Consider the following 22,048-nt stretch of genomic DNA (forward strand, 5'->3'; position numbering starts at 1 on the left):
GAAATCCTGCTAGATCAAATCCGCCTTCGTCAGCAACGTGAGTATAGGCAAACAAACCGATGTCAGCAATAGTGTAGCGATCGCCTACAAAAAACTGATGCTTTTCCAAATGCCTTTCCATCACACCTAACGCCGCATAACCAGGTGCGCGTTTTTGATTAAGCGCCTCTCGATATTCATCAGCTTTATTTAAAATCGAAATCCAAAATCTAGAAGTAGCAATAAAAGGTTCGTGACTGTATTGTTCAAAAAATAACCATTTCATCACTTCTGCGCGTTGAAACTTATCAGTCGGGAAAAAATCAGTTTCTTCACCCAAGTAAAACATAATCGCATTCGACTCCGCCAGAAATTTACCAGGTTCAATTTCTAAAACAGGAATGCGACCATTAGGATTTTTTAGTAAAAATTCTGGAGTGCGACTTTCCCCTTTGAGAATATCAACCTCAATGCGTTCAAAAGCAATTCCCAACTGTGTCAAAAGTAGGCGAATTTTGTAGCAATTGCCAGAAGATGAAAACTCGTACAATCGTAGCATATAGAAGAAGGAAGAAGGAAGAAGGAAGGAAGAAGGAAGAAGGAAGAAGAATTTATAAAGCAACTAGCATAGATATTCGTAATATCACCCTCTGGGCGGTATGTCACTACCCAAAGGGCGGCATCACCTAAGTTCTCAAACAAATATTTTTTATGTCATTATCACAAATTACTATACTACGATATCACGAATGATGAATATTGTCAAAACCAGCCACTTCTGCCAGAGTGTAAAGCGGTCTACCTTTCACCTCCTCATAAATGCGTCCTATATATTCGCCTAAAATGCCAATACTGACCAACTGTACCGCACCCAAAAAGAAAATAGCCATTAAAATAGTTGCTAAACCAGTTAATACAGAATGCGGGTAAAAAACTCGCCAATATAAAACCAAAAGCGCCATAATAATAGAAACAACGGCAGCAAATAAACCCACATAAGTAGATAATCGGAGAGGAACCTTAGAAAAAGATACCAAACCATTCAAAGCTAATCCTAGAGATTTCGTAAAAGTATACTTAACATCGCCAGCAAAACGAGGATCGCGATCGAATTTAACTGCCGTTTGTCGAAAACCAATCCAAGCTCGTAATCCCCGAATATAACGATTACGTTCAGGCATTTTATTTAGGACATCAACCACACACCGATCCATCAAACAAAAATCCCCCGTATCGATAGGAATATCCACATCTGCTAGATGCCGCAAAATGCGATAATATAGATAAGCAGGCATTCGTTTTAACCAGCTTTCTTGGCGACGTTGAGTCCTTTGAGCGTAAACCACTTGATAACCGAGTCGCCACTGTTCTACCATATCTAAAATTAACTCTGGCGGGTCTTGTAAATCACCATCAAGAATTACGACAACTTGACCGCGTGCAAAATTTACGCCAGCCGTAACAGCTATCTGGTGGCCGAAATTACGAGCGAAACTTAGATAACAAATTCGCGAGTCTTTTTGATGAAGTTCGCGGATTATTGGTAAGGAACGATCGTGGCTACCATCATTGATTAAAATTAACTCAACTGGCCCATCCATTCGCTCCATGACTGTACTGATTCGCCGATACAATTCAGCGAGGCTTTCCTCCTCGTTATAAATAGGAATTACAAAGGAATATTTAGGGAACATGGTTCATCTCCGGCAAATTACTTACGATCTGTCATTGCGAGCGAAGCGAAGCAATCTCAACACCTTTAGGACTTGTAAAAAAACCATTTTCTCCAAAAAATCGGGGATTTATCCGAGAGATATTGACACAGAAAAAGGTTTTCGCTCCCCCGTGTGTAAGTCCTGACCTTGCGATTGCTTCGCTTTGCTCGCAATGACAAGTATTTAAGTGGACATGATATTACCAATTACCAGTTACCAATTACCAGTTACCAGTTAACAGTTAACAGTTAACAGTTAACAGTTATAAATTCATCTTCCTAATTTATTAGGAATACCTTCGCAGCCACCGGGAATGGTTTTTCTAGATTGTTCACCACACCAAGAACAACAATAGTATCTTTGGTCGTCAGATAACCGCTTAACACCTGTGAAATCAGCATTTTCAATGACTGCGCCCGTGTTTTTGCCTGTATTGTAATCGGGGATATCGGTGCGACTGCGAGGTGAAGCGGTTTCTACTGAGCCGTAAAATAGGGATGCGCCTTTGAGATCGGCTCTGGCGAGGTTCGCGTCGTATAAAATTGTACGGGAAAGGTTAGCTTTCACGAGGTCGCTGCCGCTGAGATTGGCTCTGACGAGGTTGGCTTCGCTTAAGTCTGTCCAGCGTAAATCCATGTTAGCGAGATCGGCTCCTGCTAACATCACGCCGATTTCGATGACGCGCACGCCGTATTCGCGATCTTCAGCGTAACCGCCGTCTCCGTCAAGGATGGGACGACCTAAATGGCGATCGCGCTTAATTGGGGTAACTAATTTAGCTTGGGATAGAAAGCGCATAATTTTGGCTTTGCCTTCTGCGTCTACACTGCTCATAATGGCAGCGGTGCGACCTTCTGCGATCGCTCTTTCTTGGGGCCAGTCTTCCAAGAATCCCTGTTCGTCTAAAGCTAAGTCGGAAACGCCTTGAAAATAAGCGTCTATGGTTTGCTGCTGAGTAATTCTATTTTGTTGAATTGTCAAGTCTTTTGAGATCACATATTGTCGCCAAGCGACGTAAACGCCCAGAATTGCGATCAGAATTTGCCCTAATGCGCCGATCAATTCGCCCAATGCGCCGATCGCATCCCAGTTAATCTGGATGTTAGGGCCGTCCGGTTCGTTATTGGTACTACTCAGCATCAATAAGCCCACGATTCCCGCTAAAATCCCAAAGCAAGCAACGATCAGAGTGCGCCAGGTGGGGGGGATGACTTGCGTCCAGATGTGGCCCCAACTCGGCCAAATGACGCGCAGAGACATGGCGATCGCCGCGATCGCACCGAGTAACCCGATCCAGACGTTATCGTTGGCCAATCCGATAATCATGGCCGCGATCGCGCCTAGTGTGAAGGCTGAGGCGGACAATTCAGCAGGGGTTTGTTGCGGTGGTTTGAGTTCAGGAGGTGTCGGCTTGGGAGTTATCGGTTTGTTTGGTTTGGAAGCCACGAGCACCCCTTCTTCTGAGGGGACATTGGCGGCGTTACCGTTGGGACTTTCTGCAATCGGATTAGGTGGGGAAGAGTTGGGCTCTGGGGTCATGCGTCAAAGCTGTAGCAGGTCAGTAAACTTGATTGTACCCAACTCAGGATAACTTCATAGTACAATTATCTAGATATATTAACAAAATGGAGTGCAACTTTATGCCTGAGAATAATTTAGTTGCGGACTTTGAGGAAGCATATCAAAATTTACAGTTTCAGCCGCTGATTACGCCAGAGGATTTAGAGAAATTTCAGGTTCCCTATCGTGAGGATGTGACGGCTAGACTTAAACAATTGGTGAAATCCTGCACTCCTCATAGTAACAAGATTATTTTTGCGGGACATCGGGGTTCAGGGAAAACTACACTTTTAGCAGAATTTAGCCGACAGCAGGAAGAAAAGTATTTTGTAGTTTTCTTTTCGATATCAGATATGATTGAAATGTCTGATGTCAACCATATTAACATTTTATTTGCGATTGCAGTTCAGTTGATGGAGAAAGCAGAAACGCAAAAAATTAATATTAACAAATCTATTAAAGATAAATTTTATGAATGGTTTGCCACTCGTACCAAAACTAAACTCGATGAGATTAAAGCTGAATCAAGTGCCGGCTTTGACTTGTTAGGTATCATTAAAGGTAAATTGCAAGCAGATGCAGTAACTAGAACCGAGATTAAGGAAGAATTAGGAAAAAACTTTGCCGATCTTATCGGGCGAATCAATGAAATCGCCGTTGCGATTGAGAACTCAGTTAATAAAGACATACTTGTGATTATTGATGATTTAGACAAGTTGGATTTAGCTTTAATAGGAAATATTTATAGAGACAATATTAAGGCGTTACTTTCGCCACAATTTCGGGTGATTTTTACGATTCCGATTGCAGTAGTTAGAAACATCAATTTGCGGTCAACAATCAGTACAGAGACAGACAACAAAATTCAAATCATGCCTGTTTCTAAACTCTTTGCCAAAGGAGAAAATAGGCAACTTAACCCTATAGCTCTTGAGCAAACTAATCTTCTGTTCTTGGATATTTTGCAAAAGCGCCTTTCTTCTAGATTGATAGAACCGGAAATAGCGCAACAGATCGTTTTTAAAAGTGGCGGCGTGTTGCGAGAGATGATCCGCATCGCGAATAAATGTTGTGAAGAATGTTTGTTGTTAATTGAGGAAAAACCGTCTCGCCAAGATATCAAAATTAATCAGGAAATCCTCAACCGTTCGTTAACTGAGTTGCGTCTCGAATTTACCGCCGGTTTAGGCAAAGTTGAGTTTGAGATATTAACTGCCACTTACAAAAACTATGAACCTGACGACTCAAACAATACAAACTTTTTAGACTTGCTACACGGCTTATATGTGTTAGAATATAGAAATGATGATTTATGGTATGATATCCACCCCATCGTCTGCGACCTCTTGAAGCGTCGGGGATTAATTTGATTATGCCAGAAGATTTTTTAGAAGATAAAATTGACAACGAAAAAAGCTATCGCCAGTTATTAGTATCGATCAAGGCGAGTCAGGGAATTTTATCGGTACTGGTTGCTGTTTGCGATGATATCAACTTTCGAGAAAGCCTGATTAGGCGTTACGAAGGGGAACTGGAAAAATGGAATATTCGCCCCTATCGATTGAGACTTGCCAGAGGGGAACCTAGTTTGAGAAGTGCCATTGCTAACCAGGTAGAGATAGATGAGTATTTGCAACAGCGAGGTAGGTCAGTTTTAACGGTTGTTGGTGCTGAAGATTTATCCTTTTTGAGTAGAAATTCTGAGCGATCGGAACAAGATAAATTTTTTGGTTATCTCCAGTGGACGCGGGAAGGATTGCGGGCTTTTCCTTTTCCTATTGTCTTGTGGATTACTAATGATATTTTTGGCAAAATTAACAGAAGAGCACCGGATTTTTGGAGTTGGCGGAAAGGAGTTTTTCGGTTTGAAGCTATCAAAGTTAGTCTAGTTGCAGTGACAGGATCTATAGCGGTAATAGGTGAAGATGTATCGAAAGATTCTAGTTTATCTAATTTTAATCAAAATGACTTTTTATTATCCCTAGAAGATTTGCAAGGATTAATTGAACAAACCCGGAGTAGAAATGGTGATAAAGATCCTAAGTTGGCAGGTTTGTATAGTCGGATAGCGCAGGTGTATGAAGCTAGATTGGATCGAGGAGAATCGGAAGATTATCGAAAAGAGAGAGAATTGGCGATCGCGTATTTGTATCAAGCTATTGAACTGCAAAAAGAGTTTGGATTAAAGTTTGATTTAGTGGGTAGTTTGAATCGAGTGGGATTGATTTTTCAAGTTGAAGGGAGGTTTAAAGAAGCAATTGAACTACATCGGGAAGCGTTGGCAATTTCACAGGAAATACGCGATCGGCAAGGTGAAGCTACTTCCTATAGAGGTTTAGGCAATGCTTACAGTTCCCTCAGAAAATACCAGCAAGCGATACATTTCTATCAGCAATCTCTGGAAATTTCACAGGAAATCGGCGATCGCCGAGGTGACGCTAGTTCCCTCAATGGTTTAGGCAATGCTTACAGTTCCCTCGGAGAATACCAGCAAGCAATACAGTTCCATCAGCAATCTCTGGAAATTGAACGGGAAATCGGCAATTGCCAAGGTGAAGCTAGTTCCCTCACTAATTTAGGCATTGTTTACCAATCCCTCAGACAATACCAGCAAGCGATACAGTTCCATCAGCAATCTCTGGAAATTTCACAGGAAATCGGCGATCTTCAAGGTGAAGCTAATTCCCTTGGCAATTTAGGCAATGTTTATGACTCCCTCGGAGAATACCAGCAAGCGATAAAGTTCCATCAGCAATCTCTGGAAATTGCACGGCAAATTGGCGATCGCAGAAGTGAAGCTATTTCCCTCAATAATTTAGGTAATGCTCACAACTCGCTCGAAAAATACCAGCAAGCGATACAGTTCCATCAGCAATCTCTGGAACTTGCACAGGAAATACGCGATTGCGAAATTAAATATGCCGATCTGTGCAATATTGGCAATTGTCACCGATTTTTAAAGGAATACCCGCAAGCGATTAATTACTATCAACAAGCGCTAGTAATTTTACGGGAAAAATGCGATCGCAAAGGTGAAGCCAATATCCTTCAATGTCTAGCTGCATCGTATTATCAGACTGGCAAAATTAAAGAAGCATTTGCAGCCGCTTCCCAAGCAGTTCAGATATTAATGGAAATTGCTACATCTCTAGATGATTACCCTTTCCCCAAGTGGATAAAATCAGCGATTAAATTTGCACAACGAGGTAAATGGCAAATTGCCTTGTGCTTTGTTGCGGGGTTGATGGCCTTTCCTTTGGTTCCGTTTGTTATAGTTGCATTTGTAGCCTTGACAATATGGCGGCTAATCCACCCTAAACTGAATCGACATTGAAGTAAAATAAAACATCTCCACAGATTTTAAGCTATGAACACAAAACTCATTGAATCCCTAGTACAAATCATCGAAACACTCTCAGAAGAGGAGAAATTGCTAATAAAAGCTAAATTATTTAGTAACATTCCCTATCCTTCAACTTCGGAAATAACCCAGTTAGCCCAAAGCGGAGGAGCATTTCAATTTCTGCACGATGAGCCTGATGTTTATACTCTTGAAGATGGAGAAACAATGAAGTAAAATAGAAAAATCACACCAATTTAAAGAGGTGAAATAAAATGACACTTGTACTGCCGAACTTAAAAGACAAACAAATGGGTCAAGTTCTCACCATAATAACTGTCACCAATCGCATCGATCGAGTCCTAGCCGATCGCGGCTTCATTTCCCATGATGAAATCCGCACTATGACACTCGATCGAGTCCTAGTTGATACGGGCGCAACATTACTCTCCTTACCCGCTCATATTATCAGTCAGCTAGGTTTAATTCAAGTAGGAGAAAGGGATGTAGAAACATCTGCTGGCATCAAAAAAGGTCGAATCTTTGCTGATGTCGAACTTTTTGTAGAAGGGAGAGAAGGCAGATTTGATTGTTTAGAACTGCCGGAAGGAGTGAATGCGGTTTTGTTAGGTGTCACTCCCTTAGAAATATTAGGTTTAGAACCCGATTTAAAAAATCAAAGGCTGCGGGTATTGCCGATGAATGAAGAGCAAACATATTTGATGGTATAATCTTAAAATTGGGCGATTAAAATCGCGGCTACACAAGCAAAGTCCGCCTACGCGGACTGATAGAAATTTCAACCCGCGTAGGCGGGTTTCGTCTGTGTAGACGCGGTTTCAACCGCCAACAAATATAAATAAATTAATTCAATAATTTACTAAGAAAAGCCAAGAGCAAGAACTAACAAAAGCCAAGAGCAAAAACATGATAATATACCTCCATAAAGAAAGACTAAAATAACTGCTGACTATGGTAAGGAATGGCATAGGGATTCGCACGGCTCAAGCGCGTTCAGAGCGCATAGTCGGTCAAATTCATGTTTACGACGGCGCTAGTAAAGGCAAATCTCAGGCCGCCTTGGGCGTAGTTTTGCGCTCTATTGGCTTGGGCATCAATTCTGACTCCCCCACAAGAGTTTTACTGCTGCGGTTTCTGAAAGGGCCGGGGCGCTCCTATGATGAAGATGGGGCAATAGAAGCTTTACAACGGGGCTTTCCCCATTTAATAGACCAAGTGCGTACTGGCAGAGCAGAATATTTCGGCTCCAAAGAAATTACCCGCTTTGATAGATTAGAGGCTCAGCGGGGGTGGGACGTGGCAAAAGGCGCGATCGCATCAGATTTATACTCAGTTGTAGTTCTCGACGAAATTAACCCCGTCTTAGACCTCGGTTTACTGCCCATCGAAGAAATAGTTAATACCCTCAAACACAAATCCGAACACTTAGAAATTATCGCCACAGGTAGGGCCGCCCCCCAAGCACTGCTAGATATCGCCGACTTGCACTCAGAAATGAAGGCCCACCATCACCCCGCCGCCGCAGCTAGCGGCATTACAGGGATCGAGATTTACACCGGCGCTGGTAAAGGCAAATCTACTAGCGCCCTCGGTAAAGCTTTACAGGCCATCGGTAGAGGCATTAGCCAAGATCAATCCCATCGTGTATTAATTATGCAGTGGCTCAAAGGGGGGACAGGCTATACAGAAGATGCCGCGATCGCAGCCTTGCGACAGATATATCCTTATTTAGTAGATCATCAACGTTGCGGCCGAGATGCGATCGTTTGGCGCGGACAGCAACAAGAGCTAGACTATGTAGAAGCCGAGCGCGGTTGGGAAATAGCTAGAGCTGCGATCGCATCTGGCTTATATAAAACTATCATCCTCGACGAACTCAACCCCACCGTTGACCTCGAACTCTTACCCGTAGAACCCATAGTCGAAGCCCTACTCCGAAAACCCCGCGATACAGAAATCATTATCACCGGGCGCTGCTACAAACCCCACGCTTATTTTGACCTAGCCAGCGTCCACTCCGAAGTTTTCTGTCACAAACATTATGGCGATCGCGGAGTAGAATTAAAGCGCGGCGTAGACTTTTAAAATATAGTCAGACAGAAAATGAACATTTGATTCTCTTCCCCTCTTTCCCTAGCCCTGAGCATCGTAGCCCCTAGCCCCTAGCCCCTAGCTATAACCCCTGACAGACTGGGGAACTGACCGACTGGCAAACTGGCTACAGAATAACCCTAAAGAATAAACTTCATAGGTTTTTTCGCCGAAATATCTTAAAATCGACTGAACGATTTAGAAAATGTGTTATTTATGCGTAAGTCCTAAAGTCGAGCCTACCTGTGCCAACAGCAACAGCCGCGACCTGCTTTAGGCTAAACCGCAATCTAAGCCAAACCCATCTGCTAACTTTCAAAACCTTAGCCTCTAGGCACCGCTGTGCCTGGAACCAAGCCAAAAGACCTAAAACGCTTGCGGAACTTGGAGTTTGCCAATCCCGTCTAACCCACTATAAATATCTTCCCAAATCTAAAGAGGATTATTGTAGGGTGAAGACTTTCACAGCAATAGCCAGCCAGCAAAAAGTTGGCTCAAGAGAAAGTCTAGACACGCTTACTCAAAGTGGGCTAGACTTGCGACTGGCAAAAAGGTTAAACTACAGCGGAATCCAAATATTTGGTTTTCTAGGCAGAGTCTGTAGTCGCAGTAGCGCGATTACCAACAAGTAGAGGAGTGAAAGTGTATGACAACGCTAGATGACAATCCTAATCAGCTAGATTTAAACCTACCCGGACTAGGGCCGGACACTATATTCGCAGGTGCTGGTGCTGATTTTATTAGAACCGCTACCCTGGGCGGAAGTTTAATCTTTGGTCAAGGGGACAACGACACCCTAATAGCCCTTGGCCCTAACGATACTCTGTACGGCGGCGACGACGAAGACTCCCTGCGGACTCAGCGCACCCCCGCCTATATCTATGGCGATGGAGGCAATGACACGATCATCGCTGAAGCCCGCGCCACATTGTATGGTGGTGATGCCGACGACTTCATCCAAGGTACCGCCGAAGCCAACCTCATGTTTGGTAATCAGGGCGCAGATATCATGCTTGGCGGCGCACAGAGGAGAGATTCCCTCTACGGTGGCAAAGGCAATGACTCCATCGGTTTCTTTACTGGTGTTGGTGATGGCAGCAATAACCTCGGCTTAACTCTAAGTGGCGGTGTTGCTGGCTTCGTGGGCAATGAAGGCAATAACTTCTTGCGCGGTGATTTGGGCGATGACTTAATTGCAGGTATCAATCAAAGAGATACCCTGTACGGCGGCAAGGGTAACGACACCCTGCGAGTTGTCGGCAGCAACAGCTATGCGTCAGGGGATGATGATAATGACACCCTGAGAGTTTTTAACTCTCTGGAGACCAATTTTTTCTCCACCAGCCCTGTGACTATCGGTCTCGAAAGAATCAGTTTGATCGGCGGTGCCGGCGACGATTCTCTCTATGGCGGTATTGGCGATTTTCGAGCCGGCAAGAACTTCTACGATGGTGGAGACGGCAATGACACGATCGTCAGTTTCGCTTTCCAAGACACTGTATTGGGAGGTGATGGCAACGACTTCATCACCTCCAGCACGGCCACTGGGATCTCCAGCCAAGGAGCTAACATTTCTACCCCAGGCTACGCCGGCAATAGCTTATTAGATGGCGGTCGCGGCAACGACACGATCAGAGCTGCCTTTTCAACTGATACGATGATTGGCGGTGAGGGTAGCGATAGCTTGAGTGGAGTTTTCACTCAAGCCAGCGGTGCAGACGGTGACGACACCATCGATGCCTCCCTTGCAGCTAATTTCGGGCCGATTACTCTGGATGGTGGCCTGGGCAACGACCGCTTAATTGGCAACCGCAGTGCGACTAACTTCTTCAACGGCGGTGAAGGCAATGACTTCATAGTGTTTGCCTCCACAGGCGACAGCTTGATTGGTAGCTTTGCGGGTAATGACACTATTAGCTACGCTACAAATGTCAGCTTTGGCAACATCACAACGCCCACCGTTATCAGCGATTTCTTAGGCAATAACCTGATTACTGGTGGTAATGGTCGTGATTCCATAACTACTGGTGCGGGCAATGACATCCTGATTGGTGGCCCTCAAGGAGACTTAAGTACCGATACTTTAGATGGCGGCGATGGCGACGACTCTCTATACGGTGACTTTGGCAATGACAACTTGATTGGAGGTAACGGCAACGATACCCTAATCGGCGGGCCTGGTGCTGATACCCTCACTGGCGGCTCTGGTAACGATGTATTCGTTTACTTCAATCCATTTGAGGGCGGAACACTCACAGCGCAAGTCGATGGTATTGTCGATTTCGTGGTCGGTCAAGACAGGATCGCTCTATCTTCGACGGGCTTACCTGGTGGGGCTGGCTTTGGCTTCCCAATTTCAGGGGTCGCGAACAGAAGACCTCTAGATCGGGAGTTCCTCGTGCTTGAGGATGTCTTGGCTACGGGTACACAGGCAGAGGCAAATGCACCAGCACAATTCCTCGTTTATGAAAACCTGAGCGGAAATCTGTACTTCGACACCAACGGCGTTAGTGCTGGCGGTTTGGTTCCACTCGCAAACTTTAACAACCGACCAAGAATCAGCGAGTCTGACATCATTCTGTTCTAGTTGAATAGTTTAGGTTGTACAGCGAGTTTAATTCAACTCTGCTGTATCCAGCAAGCTAGGGATTGAGATCCCTAGCTTTTTTATATGTCATTGCGAGCAAAGTTAAACGATAGCAAGGTTTTAGGATTGCTTCGCTTCCCCTTTATGCTGGCTGCGAATAACTAACTTTATTACCAATCAAATTGAGAAAATTAGCACCGAAATGCTGAATTTCTAGAAAGTTCGCATTAGAACGAGCCGGTTTGTAAATTCTAAAGCTTCGCATAATCCCCAAAGTTGCCGCACTTTCCAATGGCCCAATAAAACTCGTGTCACCGTCTAAAAAATAGGGTTGCTTTGTCCAATAAGCCATCTGCTCCGCATTCAAAAAATAGCATCCAGAATGAGGGTTAAGAGCGCGGTGGAACATAAGCTGCTGTTCCATGACATAACCAGCAAATTGCGGTTGCTCTTGCACATTTTGAAATTTTGCTGTCGCTTGTGGGATTAAATCGCCATCAATATAGGCTTTGCGAACTAACCCTTGAGGAGATATTTCATAGCGATTAGGCTGAAGTAAATTCCCATTACCCGCGTGGTGAGTAAACCAGTTTAATTTGACAAATAGCCAAGGATCGTGTAGAATTAGATCGTCTTCTAAATAACAATAATAGTCGTATTTATCAAGGCAAGCACGCATCACTGCCTGACACTCAAATCCCAACATCAGCGGTTCCACGTTGGTAGCATTATGCAGGAACAATTTCGGGGGAAGAGAGAGTTGAGAAATTAGGTGATAATCTTGAGTCGTACAAACAACTATATCGATATCGTGGGTCTGGGATTCATTGACTGGAACTGTGGCACATTGACCAATATGAATCATGGACTGAGACTTACCGTAGAGTCCCTGCAAAGCTGTCAAACAGGCCGTTAAAGCGTTTAGGCGTGGGTGGGGGTCATTTCGCTGGGAAGCGTGTCTTCCTTCGCCGTGAGGGTTGAAAAAGTGGGCAATCGTGAAGAGAATTCGCATCTTAGTTAGTAAATAATTCTGGCAAGCGACTCTGCAATTCTGCATTCAAGCGCGGCATTTCGTCACGCATTTGCAAGTACCAGTCTCGCCGCTGATGATAATGCTGGGATAGCAAGCGGTTTTCCCGCACCCATTTGTAGGCATTAGCGGCTATTTGCCGCCGCATCTGGGTGTCAGTAATCAGTGAATTGAGTTGGGCCTCAAAATCGGCGACTGAACGATAAATTAAGCCAGTTTCGCCTTTGATGATAGATTTTTCGTAAACAGTGGGACTTGCTAGCACTGCTACTCCATTCCCCGCACATTCAACAAATTTGAGGTCAGATTTCATTTCGTTAACTGGGTTGGCAAGGAGTGGGAGCAAAGCAATATCGCCAGAGTGCATAATTTCTAGATAGCGCTCATAGCTGCAAAATGGCTCAAATTCTTTACTGTCTATTTTCAAGGCATCAAAAAAATGGCGATCGTGGATTACTTTAACTCGAATCCGGTGCTTGTGGGCGACTAACACCCGATTTAGCGCCGAGATTATCGGTTGCCAATCTTTTTCTCGGTTAAGCGCCCCGAAAAAGATGGTGATAGAATTATCGTCTGGATAGGTGCGCTCAGCGGGCAAATATGCCAATTGATTGCTAAAGACGGCAACATTGGGATTGAGTTTCCTTAAAAATTCTGCTAGGGGTTCTGTAGTAGTTTGAATGCAGTGACAACCTCGATAACTCAGGTATTGATTATCTGCATATTCTTTCCGCCTGATGGGATTATCATCAATTTCAGCCACTATTAAATAATCATTTTGCAGCAGTTGTTTGAGGATGGGAATATAGGCTGGATAGTACATGATTGTCCGCTGCCAAATAAATACTTTCTCTTCTCCAGGCAGAGGTAAAATTAATTCTGCGGATTTTACTGTAGAAGCAGTACGAACTCCGGGAATTGTGGCACTAAATCTGTCAGGTTCTAATACTCTAACGCGATCGCATCCCGTTGGAGCCATAATCGCCGTCTGAATCAACACTCGCCGGGGAGAGGTCTGTGACTTACCCCCTCGCACGATATAATATTCTGCACCAGTCTGGGTGGCAAAGTCTGCTGCTTCCAAGCCTAAAGCTTGAACTATCGGTGTAAGTAATTGCTGAAACTGGACAAAACTCTCAGTTTTTTGTCCCCGCACTTGCAGCTCATAAACTTGTAAATTTGCCTGGGTGAAAAGTGCTTTAATAGTTTCTATGGTAAACCAGTGGTGTATCTTCCCCTCTAGATTTTCCCACTGTCCTCGCAGGAGATTGACAATTTTTATCCAGTGTTGGACATTGGGAATACTAGCTAAAATTTGCCCGTCTGGATTTAGTAAAGTGCTATGCTGGCGAAGCAGTTCCCAAGGGTTTGTTAAATATGATAGTAGATGATTGTAAACTAAACAATCGACTGTTTCCTCAGCAATATCAAAACTTTGAATATCTAGCTGTTCTACATCCCCAATTATGACACGATCCAGCCGCTCTGAAGCTATTTTCGCTTTCTGGGGATCGCGTTCAATGCCAATATATAAACTATGGGGGTTAATCCGTTTGTACTGTTCGCCTAAAGTTCCTGTACCGCAGCCAACCTCTAGGATGATTTTAGCATCCGGTGGCAGCAGTTTAAAGATATCGGGGTTCACGCGATCGAGCAGTTCCAAAATATTTCCTGATTACTAAAGCTTTACGTAACGCCGCCCTCTGGACTGTTTCTTTACCGCTCAGAGGGTGGCGTTACGAGATAATTAGCATTTGGATGTTAGTATACAACGATGATTGCTACATTTGTCAAGCACTAATAATTTAATCCTTCTCCCCTCTTCCTTCTACTTATCAAACTCAAAAACTATGCAATTTAATTTTGGTATTAACATCAGCGGCTATATTAATGGAGAATTTGGTCTGGGAGAAGGTGCTAGAGCTAATATTAGAGCAATTGAGGCGGCTGGCATTCCTTTCGCTGTCAATAATTTTACCAATAGTCCCCACAGAAAACAAGATACTACCTATCAAAATTTCACTCAAGAAAATCCCTATCCCGTAAACTTAATTCAAGTCAATGCTGATGAAGTAAACAATTTTATTAAGTCGGCAGGCAAAAACTATTTGGAAGGACACTATAATATCGGGTTTTGGGCCTGGGAACTTACAGCATTCCCTCCAGAACTCACTTCAAAATTTAATTATTTTCACGAAATTTGGACTTATAGCAATCACTGTATTGAAGCAATCTCGATGGCATCTCCTATTCCCGTTATTAAAATCATGCCTAGCATTTCTTTACCTACGCCTTCTTTGGATAGGGAAGCACTAGGACTGCCCAAAAATAAATTTATATTTCTGTTTCTATTCGATTTTTTTAGCAGGATAGAACGCAAAAATCCATCGGCTACAATTAGCGCATTTAAACAAGCTTTTGGCGAGTCAAATCAAGAGGTGCTATTGGTTATCAAATCTTGTAATTCGGAATATTTTCCTGAGCAGCGAGAGTTACTAAATTCTGCCATAGAAAATTGCCAATCTATTAAACATATAGACGGGTATTTATCAAAAAATGAAGTTAATGCTCTGCTTTACAATTGTGACTGCTATGTGTCCCTCCACCGCTGTGAAGGCTTTGGCTTGACAATGGCTGAAGCGATGTTTTTTGGAAAGCCAACAATCGCCACTGCCTATTCATCTAATAGTGAGTTTATGAATGTAGGCAACAGTTTTTTAGTAAGATATAAATTAGAGGAGATCGCAGCAGATTTTGGCCCATATAAGAAAGGAAATATTTGGGCAAACCCCGATATAGAAGATGCCGCTAATTTGATGCAATATGTCTTTAATAACTATGAGGAAGCCAAGGAAGTTGGAGCCAGAGGTGCTGAGGAAATCAAATCTTTACTTAGCCCTCAGCTAATTGGCAATAAAATCAGGAATAGACTAGAATATATTAGCAAAACAACCAATAATTTTACTACTTTTTCTCAACCGCCAAGAGAGCCAAAAAAATCTTATTCAGTAGAGGTAAGGAGACACTTGTCTAAGGACAAAAGTTCTTGGGAAGAAGCAGTTGAAAAAACACAGCCTCTAGTTAGTATTTGCATTCCTACTTATAATGGAGAAACCTTTATTGCTGAAGCCATTGAGAGTGCTTTAAATCAGACTTATAGCAATATAGAGGTAATTCTTTCTGATGATGGCTCAAGCGATAGCACTGTAGCAATTGCTCAGTCTTTTCAAACTAAAACAGCCGTTGATTTCCGCATTGTTCTCCATCGTAACTATGGCTTAGCTCAGAATTGGAATTTCTGTATTTCTCAGGCAAAAGGTGAATACATAAAATTTTTATTTCATGATGACTTGCTGGAACCAGATTGCATTCAAAAAATGGTAGCTTTGGCTCAAGAAGATGCGGAAATTGGTATGGTTTTCTCACCTCGCGGTATTGCTATTGGAGAAGAGGCTAAATCGAATCCACTTTTACTGGCTGCTTCTCAATCGATTAAAGATTTGCACAAAAGTTGGTCGAATTTAAAACCAATTCAACGGGGAATTGAACTGTTATTAGATCCTAATTGGATGAATAATCCCATTAACAAAATTGGCGAACCTAGTACAGTGATGATTGCTGCTGATGTTTTTCGTAAAATTGGGTTATTTGATGCTGAGTTATCTCAATATCTAGATTTAGATATGTGGTTTAGAATCATGGGAAATTATAAAATTGGCTTTGTGGATGAAAAGTTATCTTCTTTGCGGATTCATGCAGGGCAACAAACTTGGAAAAACTTCGCTGCTGGTGAAAACAACAAAGATGTCCGCAGACTTTATGAAAAAATGTTGTACAGCGATATTTACAGTTTTTTGAGTCAAGAATTGAAAGAGAAAATCAGACAAAAATTAGCTTTGAAATCCCAGTTTTCTTTATCTGAACTATCAAAGCTAGTTGAACAATATCAAAAATCTCCTACTAATCAATCTACTCTCTCTCGCCTTCGGCAAATTCGCAAGCAAATCGCTCAAAGATGGTTTAATTTGCCAGCATCTAACGTGGAAAAGACTTATGCGGGTGAAATTGGTAAAGCTCATAATCTGTTAATGAAAAGCGGTATTAAGAATGAATTTTTAAATGAGGAAGAACAGAGGTTTGTAGATGAAATATCTGCCTTTTTATCTCAAGGTAACGATCTAGGTAATAACATCGGTCGCTATTTGGCCGCTATGCTTTACTGTGAGGCTTATCAGTTACCATTTGTCTATAAAAATGCTGCGATTCCCAAGTGGTTTTTCAACGATTTTCTAAGTTTTATTTTTCAGATTGTTTCCTGTTTTAATAAGATCGGAGATGCAGAGAAGTATGCCGATTATATGCAAGCTTTGATAGATTATATTCATGAAAATATTTTCAAAGATACTGCTGCTGAATTCTGGCGTTATTTGGCTTTATTTGTGAGCAAAAATGCAAATTTTTCTTCTTTGTATTGTAGCGATAAAAATCTTCGACATATCTGTACTCAGAGAGCAAATATTATTGAATTTACGCTCAGAAATTTGGGGTGCAAAATTGACTGGGAATTTGAACGTATAGCCTCAGACAGAAACAAGATTCGTCTCGGCATTTTACTGGAAGAAGTTAGCACTCAAAAAGAAACTTTTGCCGCACTTGCTGCTTTTGAATATTTAGATAAAACTAAATTTGAAATTATATTGTATAATTTTAATATCCAGGACAGTAAACTAGGTGATTACTGTCAAAATTTGGCAAATAAGCAGATTCAACTACCAGAATCTCTGCCAAGTCAGGTACAAGCAATTCGTTCAGATGATTTGGATATTCTGTTAATAGGGACAAATTGGGCGGATGCTCGCAAACCTACTTTCTTATTATCCTTACACCGACTGGCGCGGGTACAAGTAGCGGCAGCAATGCCAACAGCTACAACTACTGGCATCCGCAATATTGACTACTTTATTTCTGGAAAATTGACTTTGCCCGTAGTCGATGCCCCAGAAGAATATCGGGAAAAATTAATCGCTGTGGATGGCTCTGGGATTTGTTTTAGCTATCCTGTACCCTCCGAAATTGCTAAGGTTCACCCAACTAGAAGTAGTTGGGGAGCATCCGAGGGAACAGTGGTTTTTATGTCGGGTGCTAGAGCATTTAAGATTATCCCTGAACTCAGGGAAACTTGGGCTAAAATTATTGCGGCTGTACCGAATTCTATTTTGGTTTTACATCCTTTTCGCTCTGATGGCGAGAGTTATCCGATAATTCCTTTCTTCAACCAAATACGAGCAGTTTTTTCGGAAAAAGGTATTGACAAAAAACGCATTGTTGTAATTAAAGTGCTGCCAAATCGTGCCGACTTCAGAGAATGTTTGAAGCTAGCAGATGTTTATTTAGACTCTTTCCCCTACGCGGGTGCAACGTCAATGGTAGAGCCGCTGTTAGTGGGAATACCGACGGTGGTTAAGGAAGGACAAACAGCGCGATCGCGACAATCCGGGGCAATACTGAGAGAATTGCAACTTCCTGAATTAATAGCAAATACGGAGGATGCTTATATAAATATAGCTGTAGCATTGGGAACTAACCCAGTATTGCGCGATCGCGCTCGGCAGCACATCCAGCAAAAAATGGCACAAAACCCCAAATTTCTAGACAGCCGCGCTTACTCGGCTCAGATGGGAGCGCTATTTGAGCAACTATGGCGATCGCAAAGGCAGGTAGAGGGAACCCCTTAGAGGGTAGAGCGTCACAGGTGAGTATAGAATTGCCCCTATAGATTAGATCAAACCCTACTTGATTTGAGCTAGCACCACCCGCAGCGTATGCCGAGACCAAAGCCGCCCCCTGGTATTTGGCAACGACAGCGCTCACCCCCTTAGCGTTCTGCTATCATCTGAAAATCGAGGTGGCTTGTCGCTCTTTTACTTCCACAGCTAAATTTAAAAGGGTAGTGCAACCTCAATTGGAGATTATAAAATGACAGGACTTTTTCAAATAGGTGATAAATTGCTGCAAGCCCAGGATATCCCGTCACTGTTGAAGCGGTATCAATTGATGCCCCAATTTTTGCGGGGGACGATCGAAGACCAAGCGATCGCGTCCTATACTTGTACGGAAGAAGAGCGCAGCGCAGCCCTCGAACAGTTTCACGCGCAGCACCAATTGACATCCTCAGAAGCAAAAGCGGCTTGGCTGCAAAGTCAAGACCTAACTGAAGAGGAACTCGTTCAAATGGCAATTCGGCCCGTACTTATAGAAAAATTTAAGCAGGAAACTTGGAGTAGCAAAGTAGATAACTACTTTTTGGGTCGCAAGACCCACCTAGACCGCGTAGTATACTCCCTAATCCGCACCAAAAATCCAGGACTAGCCCACGAACTTTACTTCCGCATCGCTGAAGGCGAACAGACCTTTGAGGAAGTAGCCCGCGACTACTCCGAAGGCCCGGAAGCTCAGACTGGGGGAAGATTGGGGCCAGTTTCCTTATCACAACCACACCCAGCAATTAGTAAACTTTTGTCAGTCAGCCAATCCGGGCAACTGTGGGCTCCCCGCGCTCTGGCAGAATGGATGGTGATTATCAGATTAGATAAGTTCATGCCAGCTCAGCTCGACGATTCGATGCGGCGGCATTTAATCAACGAACTATTTGAAACCTGGGTCTCCGAACAGTTATCACAAATTGCCCCGCTACAGCCCTTCCGATCCTCAGTATCTTCAGCATCATGACCTCTTCCGCAGTTTCCCTGTCCCAGATTCAAGCTTTTTTGGCAGAAACACCTCCGTTCGACCGACTTTCGGAGGCATCCCTGCAAGCTTTAGTGTCGAAATGTCAACTCCTGGGCTACCGAACGGGGCAACCCTTGTTAGAACGGGAAAGAATGCCGACTCAGGTGGCGATTATTTTTCAAGGTCAGGCCCGCCAATTGGGATATGACCAGCGATCGCAGCGCCTGGTAAGTTTGCGGTTGGTGGGGCCCAAAGAAGTTCTTGGCTGGGCTTCCTTGTTGCGGGGAGTCCCCTGCGAAACTGCCCTTGCTTCCACTGATGTGATTGCCATAATTTTATCAGCAGAAGATTTCTTGAGCTTCGTACAAACGGAGCCGGCACTCAGAGAAGCCTTTGGCGATCGCTGTTCCTTGAGCGAAGTTTTTGAACTGTGGAGCTTGGAATTACAGCGGCGAGCGGATGGGACATCCAACCTGAAAGAATTGACCCAGCAATCTTGGGCCGATGCGATCGTCCTCAACTTACCCAACGGTCAGAAAAAGAGTCAAGAACTCGCCAACCAACTTGACCCTGACCGGATTTGGCTAGTTAGCAGCGGTGTTATTGGGGACTTTCCCACAGGTAGCCGACTGTCTTTGGACGGAACCAACAGATCGTTAAAAGTAGAAGGCCCAAGAGGAGCTAGGTTAGTAGGCTTCCGGGAAGCCGTAATTTCCCAAGAGCAAGCGATCGCCATTGATGGCTCTCAGACAGCCTTAAAAGCCCCCTTAGATATCTCCGCAGTACCCGCAGCCCCCGAACTGGCGGCCCCCCAGACTCCCGATCCCGCCGTACCGTCAAAATTTCCGATTGTGCGGGGAAAAGGAACGATCGAGGCTCCCCTAGCCTGCTTCCAAATGTTGAGCAAGTATTTTGGGGTCAGATTTCGTCGGGATGTCACGCGCAAAGCTGTAGAAAATCAGTACAAAACCGCAGGCTCAATTACCTTGCAAGCCTGCGGTGCCATCATCCAAAGCATGGGCATTGTTCCCCAATTAGCGCAAGTGCCGGCTGATGCCATCAATCGGTTGAAAGCTCCGCTGATGATCAAGTGGGATGGAAGCTTTGCCATTATCTACAGCATCACCGAGCAAGAATTGGTGATGGCGGTGCCCGAACAAGGCATTGTCCGCAAGCGGGTAGCACAGTTTAGGGAAATCTGGGGTGAAGGCGGAGAAGTCCTGCTACTACAGGCTCCCCAAGCTGAACAAAAAGAGCAATTCAGCTTTTGGTGGTTTGTTCCAGCGCTTTCGGAACACAAAACAGTCTTTTTCGAGGTCTTACTTTCCTCGTTTTTCGTGCAGCTATTCGGTTTGGCTAACCCTCTAATCAGCCAGATTATTATTGATAAGGTACTGGGACAGCGCAGCGTTGACACCTTGGATGTCCTGGGGGCATTTTTGCTTGGAGTTGCCCTATTTGAAGGGTTGCTCAATGGTCTGCGTACCTTTTTGTTTATAGATACCACCAACCGCATCGATGTCAAACTTAGCGCAGAAGTGATCGACCACTTGCTCCGGCTTCCCCAAGGGTACTTTGACAATCGGCGGGTGGGAGACTTGGTATATAAATTCAGCATGATCGGTCAGATCCGCGAATTTATGACGGGGACAGCTCTGACAGTGGTGCTAGATGCGATCTTTTCGGTGGTTTATATCGCCGTTATGCTCTCTTACAGCGTGCAGCTAACCTTTGTCTCCTTGGCAGTTGTGCCAGTATTGGGTCTGATGATCGTCTTGATTAACCCGATGGTATTACGGCTGATCAAGAATAGAAATAATCGCTTTGCTGATGCCCAATCCTATTTAGTGGAAGTCGTCAGCGGGATTCAAACGGTTAAGGCTCAAAATATTGAATTGAAAGCTCGGTGGGAGTGGTCGGGCCGTTATGCTAAATACGTCACGGCGAGTTTCAAGACAATTCTTACAGGTACGACGGCTGGTACTTTTAGTAGTTTTTTAAATCAGGTGGGCAACTTGGCTCAATTATGGGTGGGAGCCCACTTAGTGTTAAAAAATGAGATGACTTTGGGTCAGTTGATTGCCTTCCGAATTATTACTGGTAACGTTACTGGAGCACTACTACGTTTTGTGAGCGTATGGCAGAGTTTCCAAGAAGTTTCGATGTCTATTGATATGCTCCGAGATGTCGTTGACTCGCCGACGGAGACGAGTGAGGAAGACCGGAACAATATCGGGATGCCAGCGATTAGAGGTTCGGTGAGATTTGAAGAGCTTTCTTTCCGTTTTCGTGAGAGTGGGCCGCTACAATTGGCGAATGTTAATTTAGAATTCCCTGCTGGCAGTTTTGTGGGGATTGTTGGCGGTTCCGGGTCTGGTAAAAGTACGCTGATGAAGTTGTTGCAGCGTCTTTATGCGCCTCTAAGTGGTCGTGTTTTCGTTGACGATTATGATACGGCCAAGGTAGAACTGTATTCGCTTCGCAGTCAAATCGGGGTGGTGCTGCAAGATACCTTGCTGTTTAACACCACAGTGCGGGAAAATATCGCCCTGAGCAATCCTGATGCTAGTGATGATGAGGTGATCAGGGCTGCGAAAATAGCGGTGGCTCACGATTTCATTATGGGCTTACCTGCTGGCTACAATACGGTGGTGGGAGAACGGGGCGGTTCGCTGTCTGGAGGTCAAAAACAACGGATTGCGATCGCGCGGACTGTGCTTCAAAACCCCAAGCTACTGATTTTGGATGAAGCCACGAGCGCCCTCGACTATCACTCTGAGCGTCAAGTTTGTAATAACTTAGCTGAAGCTTTTCAAGGCAGAACGGTGTTTTTCATTACCCACCGTTTAACTACAGTCAGAAATGCTGATGTGATTATTATGATGGATCAAGGCTCTGTGGTGGAGCAAGGCCCCCACGATGAATTAATGGCTCTTAAAGGTCGTTACTATTGTCTGTTCCAACAACAGGAAGCGGCTCAGTAAAGTTTTGAGAGA

15 protein-coding genes are annotated in these 22,048 nt (G+C 44.0%); 10 read left to right on the forward strand and 5 right to left on the reverse strand.

The genetic code is table 11. The annotated features are described in order from the left end of the window. Positions 1 to 538: glutathione S-transferase family protein (locus OSCI_RS14030; RefSeq protein WP_039962317.1), on the reverse strand; the 538-nt coding region annotated here is incomplete at its 3' end. Between OSCI_RS14030 and OSCI_RS30740 the strand changes: the two genes are divergently transcribed. Next, entirely contained in the window at positions 514 to 669 is a 156-nt protein-coding gene (locus OSCI_RS30740) for a hypothetical protein (RefSeq protein ID WP_019487003.1), read from the forward strand. The genes OSCI_RS14030 and OSCI_RS30740 overlap by 25 nt on opposite strands. 53 nt (positions 670 to 722) lie before the next feature. On the opposite strand, the gene OSCI_RS14035 is transcribed toward OSCI_RS30740, so the two are convergent. Both OSCI_RS14035 and OSCI_RS14040 read right to left on the reverse strand, forming a co-directional pair. Then, positions 723 to 1,673: a glycosyltransferase family 2 protein gene (locus OSCI_RS14035; RefSeq protein WP_007355650.1), complete on the reverse strand. Its 951-nt coding sequence runs from the start codon at positions 1,671 to 1,673 to the stop codon at positions 723 to 725. A 291-nt stretch (positions 1,674 to 1,964) separates the two neighbouring features. Next, positions 1,965 to 3,233 carry a pentapeptide repeat-containing protein gene (locus OSCI_RS14040; RefSeq protein WP_007355651.1) on the reverse strand — a complete coding sequence of 423 codons (1,269 nt, stop codon included), beginning with the start codon at positions 3,231 to 3,233 and terminating at the stop codon, positions 1,965 to 1,967. Positions 3,234 to 3,334: 101 nt separating this feature from the next. On the opposite strand from OSCI_RS14040, the gene OSCI_RS14045 reads away from it, so the two are divergent. The 6 genes from OSCI_RS14045 (at position 3,335) to OSCI_RS14070 (ending at position 11,293) form a co-directional block, all read left to right on the forward strand. Continuing rightward, positions 3,335 to 4,624, forward strand: coding sequence for an ATP-binding protein (locus OSCI_RS14045; protein ID WP_007355652.1), 1,290 nt, complete (start codon positions 3,335 to 3,337; stop codon positions 4,622 to 4,624). Positions 4,625 to 4,626: 2 nt separating this feature from the next. Continuing rightward, complete coding sequence (locus OSCI_RS14050; RefSeq protein ID WP_007355653.1) at positions 4,627 to 6,588, forward strand: tetratricopeptide repeat protein; 1,962 nt, start codon at positions 4,627 to 4,629, stop codon at positions 6,586 to 6,588. 33 nt (positions 6,589 to 6,621) lie between these two features. Continuing rightward, positions 6,622 to 6,831, forward strand: coding sequence for a hypothetical protein (locus OSCI_RS14055; RefSeq protein WP_007355654.1), 210 nt, complete (start codon positions 6,622 to 6,624; stop codon positions 6,829 to 6,831). A gap of 38 nt (positions 6,832 to 6,869) precedes the next feature. Further along, on the forward strand, positions 6,870 to 7,325 hold the full coding sequence (locus OSCI_RS14060; RefSeq protein ID WP_007355655.1) for a hypothetical protein: 456 nt from the start codon (positions 6,870 to 6,872) through the stop codon (positions 7,323 to 7,325). A gap of 241 nt (positions 7,326 to 7,566) precedes the next feature. Next, on the forward strand, positions 7,567 to 8,700 hold the full coding sequence (locus OSCI_RS14065; RefSeq protein WP_007355656.1) for a cob(I)yrinic acid a,c-diamide adenosyltransferase: 1,134 nt from the start codon (positions 7,567 to 7,569) through the stop codon (positions 8,698 to 8,700). A gap of 652 nt (positions 8,701 to 9,352) precedes the next feature. Next, positions 9,353 to 11,293 (forward strand): calcium-binding protein, encoded by a 1,941-nt coding sequence (locus OSCI_RS14070; protein WP_007355657.1) that lies wholly within the window; start codon positions 9,353 to 9,355, stop codon positions 11,291 to 11,293. Between the two features lie 142 nt (positions 11,294 to 11,435). On the opposite strand, the gene OSCI_RS14075 is transcribed toward OSCI_RS14070, so the two are convergent. Both OSCI_RS14075 and OSCI_RS14080 read right to left on the reverse strand, forming a co-directional pair. Further along, positions 11,436 to 12,305 (reverse strand): hypothetical protein, encoded by an 870-nt coding sequence (locus OSCI_RS14075; protein ID WP_007355658.1) that lies wholly within the window; start codon positions 12,303 to 12,305, stop codon positions 11,436 to 11,438. Between the two features lies 1 nt (position 12,306). Next, positions 12,307 to 13,986 carry a methyltransferase domain-containing protein gene (locus OSCI_RS14080; RefSeq protein ID WP_007355659.1) on the reverse strand — a complete coding sequence of 560 codons (1,680 nt, stop codon included), beginning with the start codon at positions 13,984 to 13,986 and terminating at the stop codon, positions 12,307 to 12,309. Positions 13,987 to 14,173: 187 nt separating this feature from the next. Here OSCI_RS14080 and OSCI_RS14085 point away from each other — a divergent pair, with 187 nt between their 5' ends. The 3 genes from OSCI_RS14085 (at position 14,174) to OSCI_RS14095 (ending at position 22,036) form a co-directional block, all read left to right on the forward strand. Further along, positions 14,174 to 18,058 (forward strand): glycosyltransferase, encoded by a 3,885-nt coding sequence (locus tag OSCI_RS14085; RefSeq protein WP_007355660.1) that lies wholly within the window; start codon positions 14,174 to 14,176, stop codon positions 18,056 to 18,058. 241 nt (positions 18,059 to 18,299) lie between these two features. Continuing rightward, positions 18,300 to 19,052, forward strand: coding sequence for a peptidylprolyl isomerase (locus OSCI_RS14090; protein WP_007355661.1), 753 nt, complete (start codon positions 18,300 to 18,302; stop codon positions 19,050 to 19,052). Continuing rightward, complete coding sequence (locus OSCI_RS14095) at positions 19,049 to 22,036, forward strand: ABC transporter transmembrane domain-containing protein (protein ID WP_007355662.1); 2,988 nt, start codon at positions 19,049 to 19,051, stop codon at positions 22,034 to 22,036. Before OSCI_RS14090 ends, OSCI_RS14095 begins: the two co-directional genes overlap by 4 nt. The last annotated feature ends 12 nt before the right edge of the window (positions 22,037 to 22,048 follow it).

Origin of the sequence: Kamptonema sp. PCC 6506, from assembly GCF_000180455.1 — a bacterium.
Taxonomy (GTDB): Bacteria; Cyanobacteriota; Cyanobacteriia; order Cyanobacteriales; family Microcoleaceae; genus Kamptonema; species Kamptonema formosum.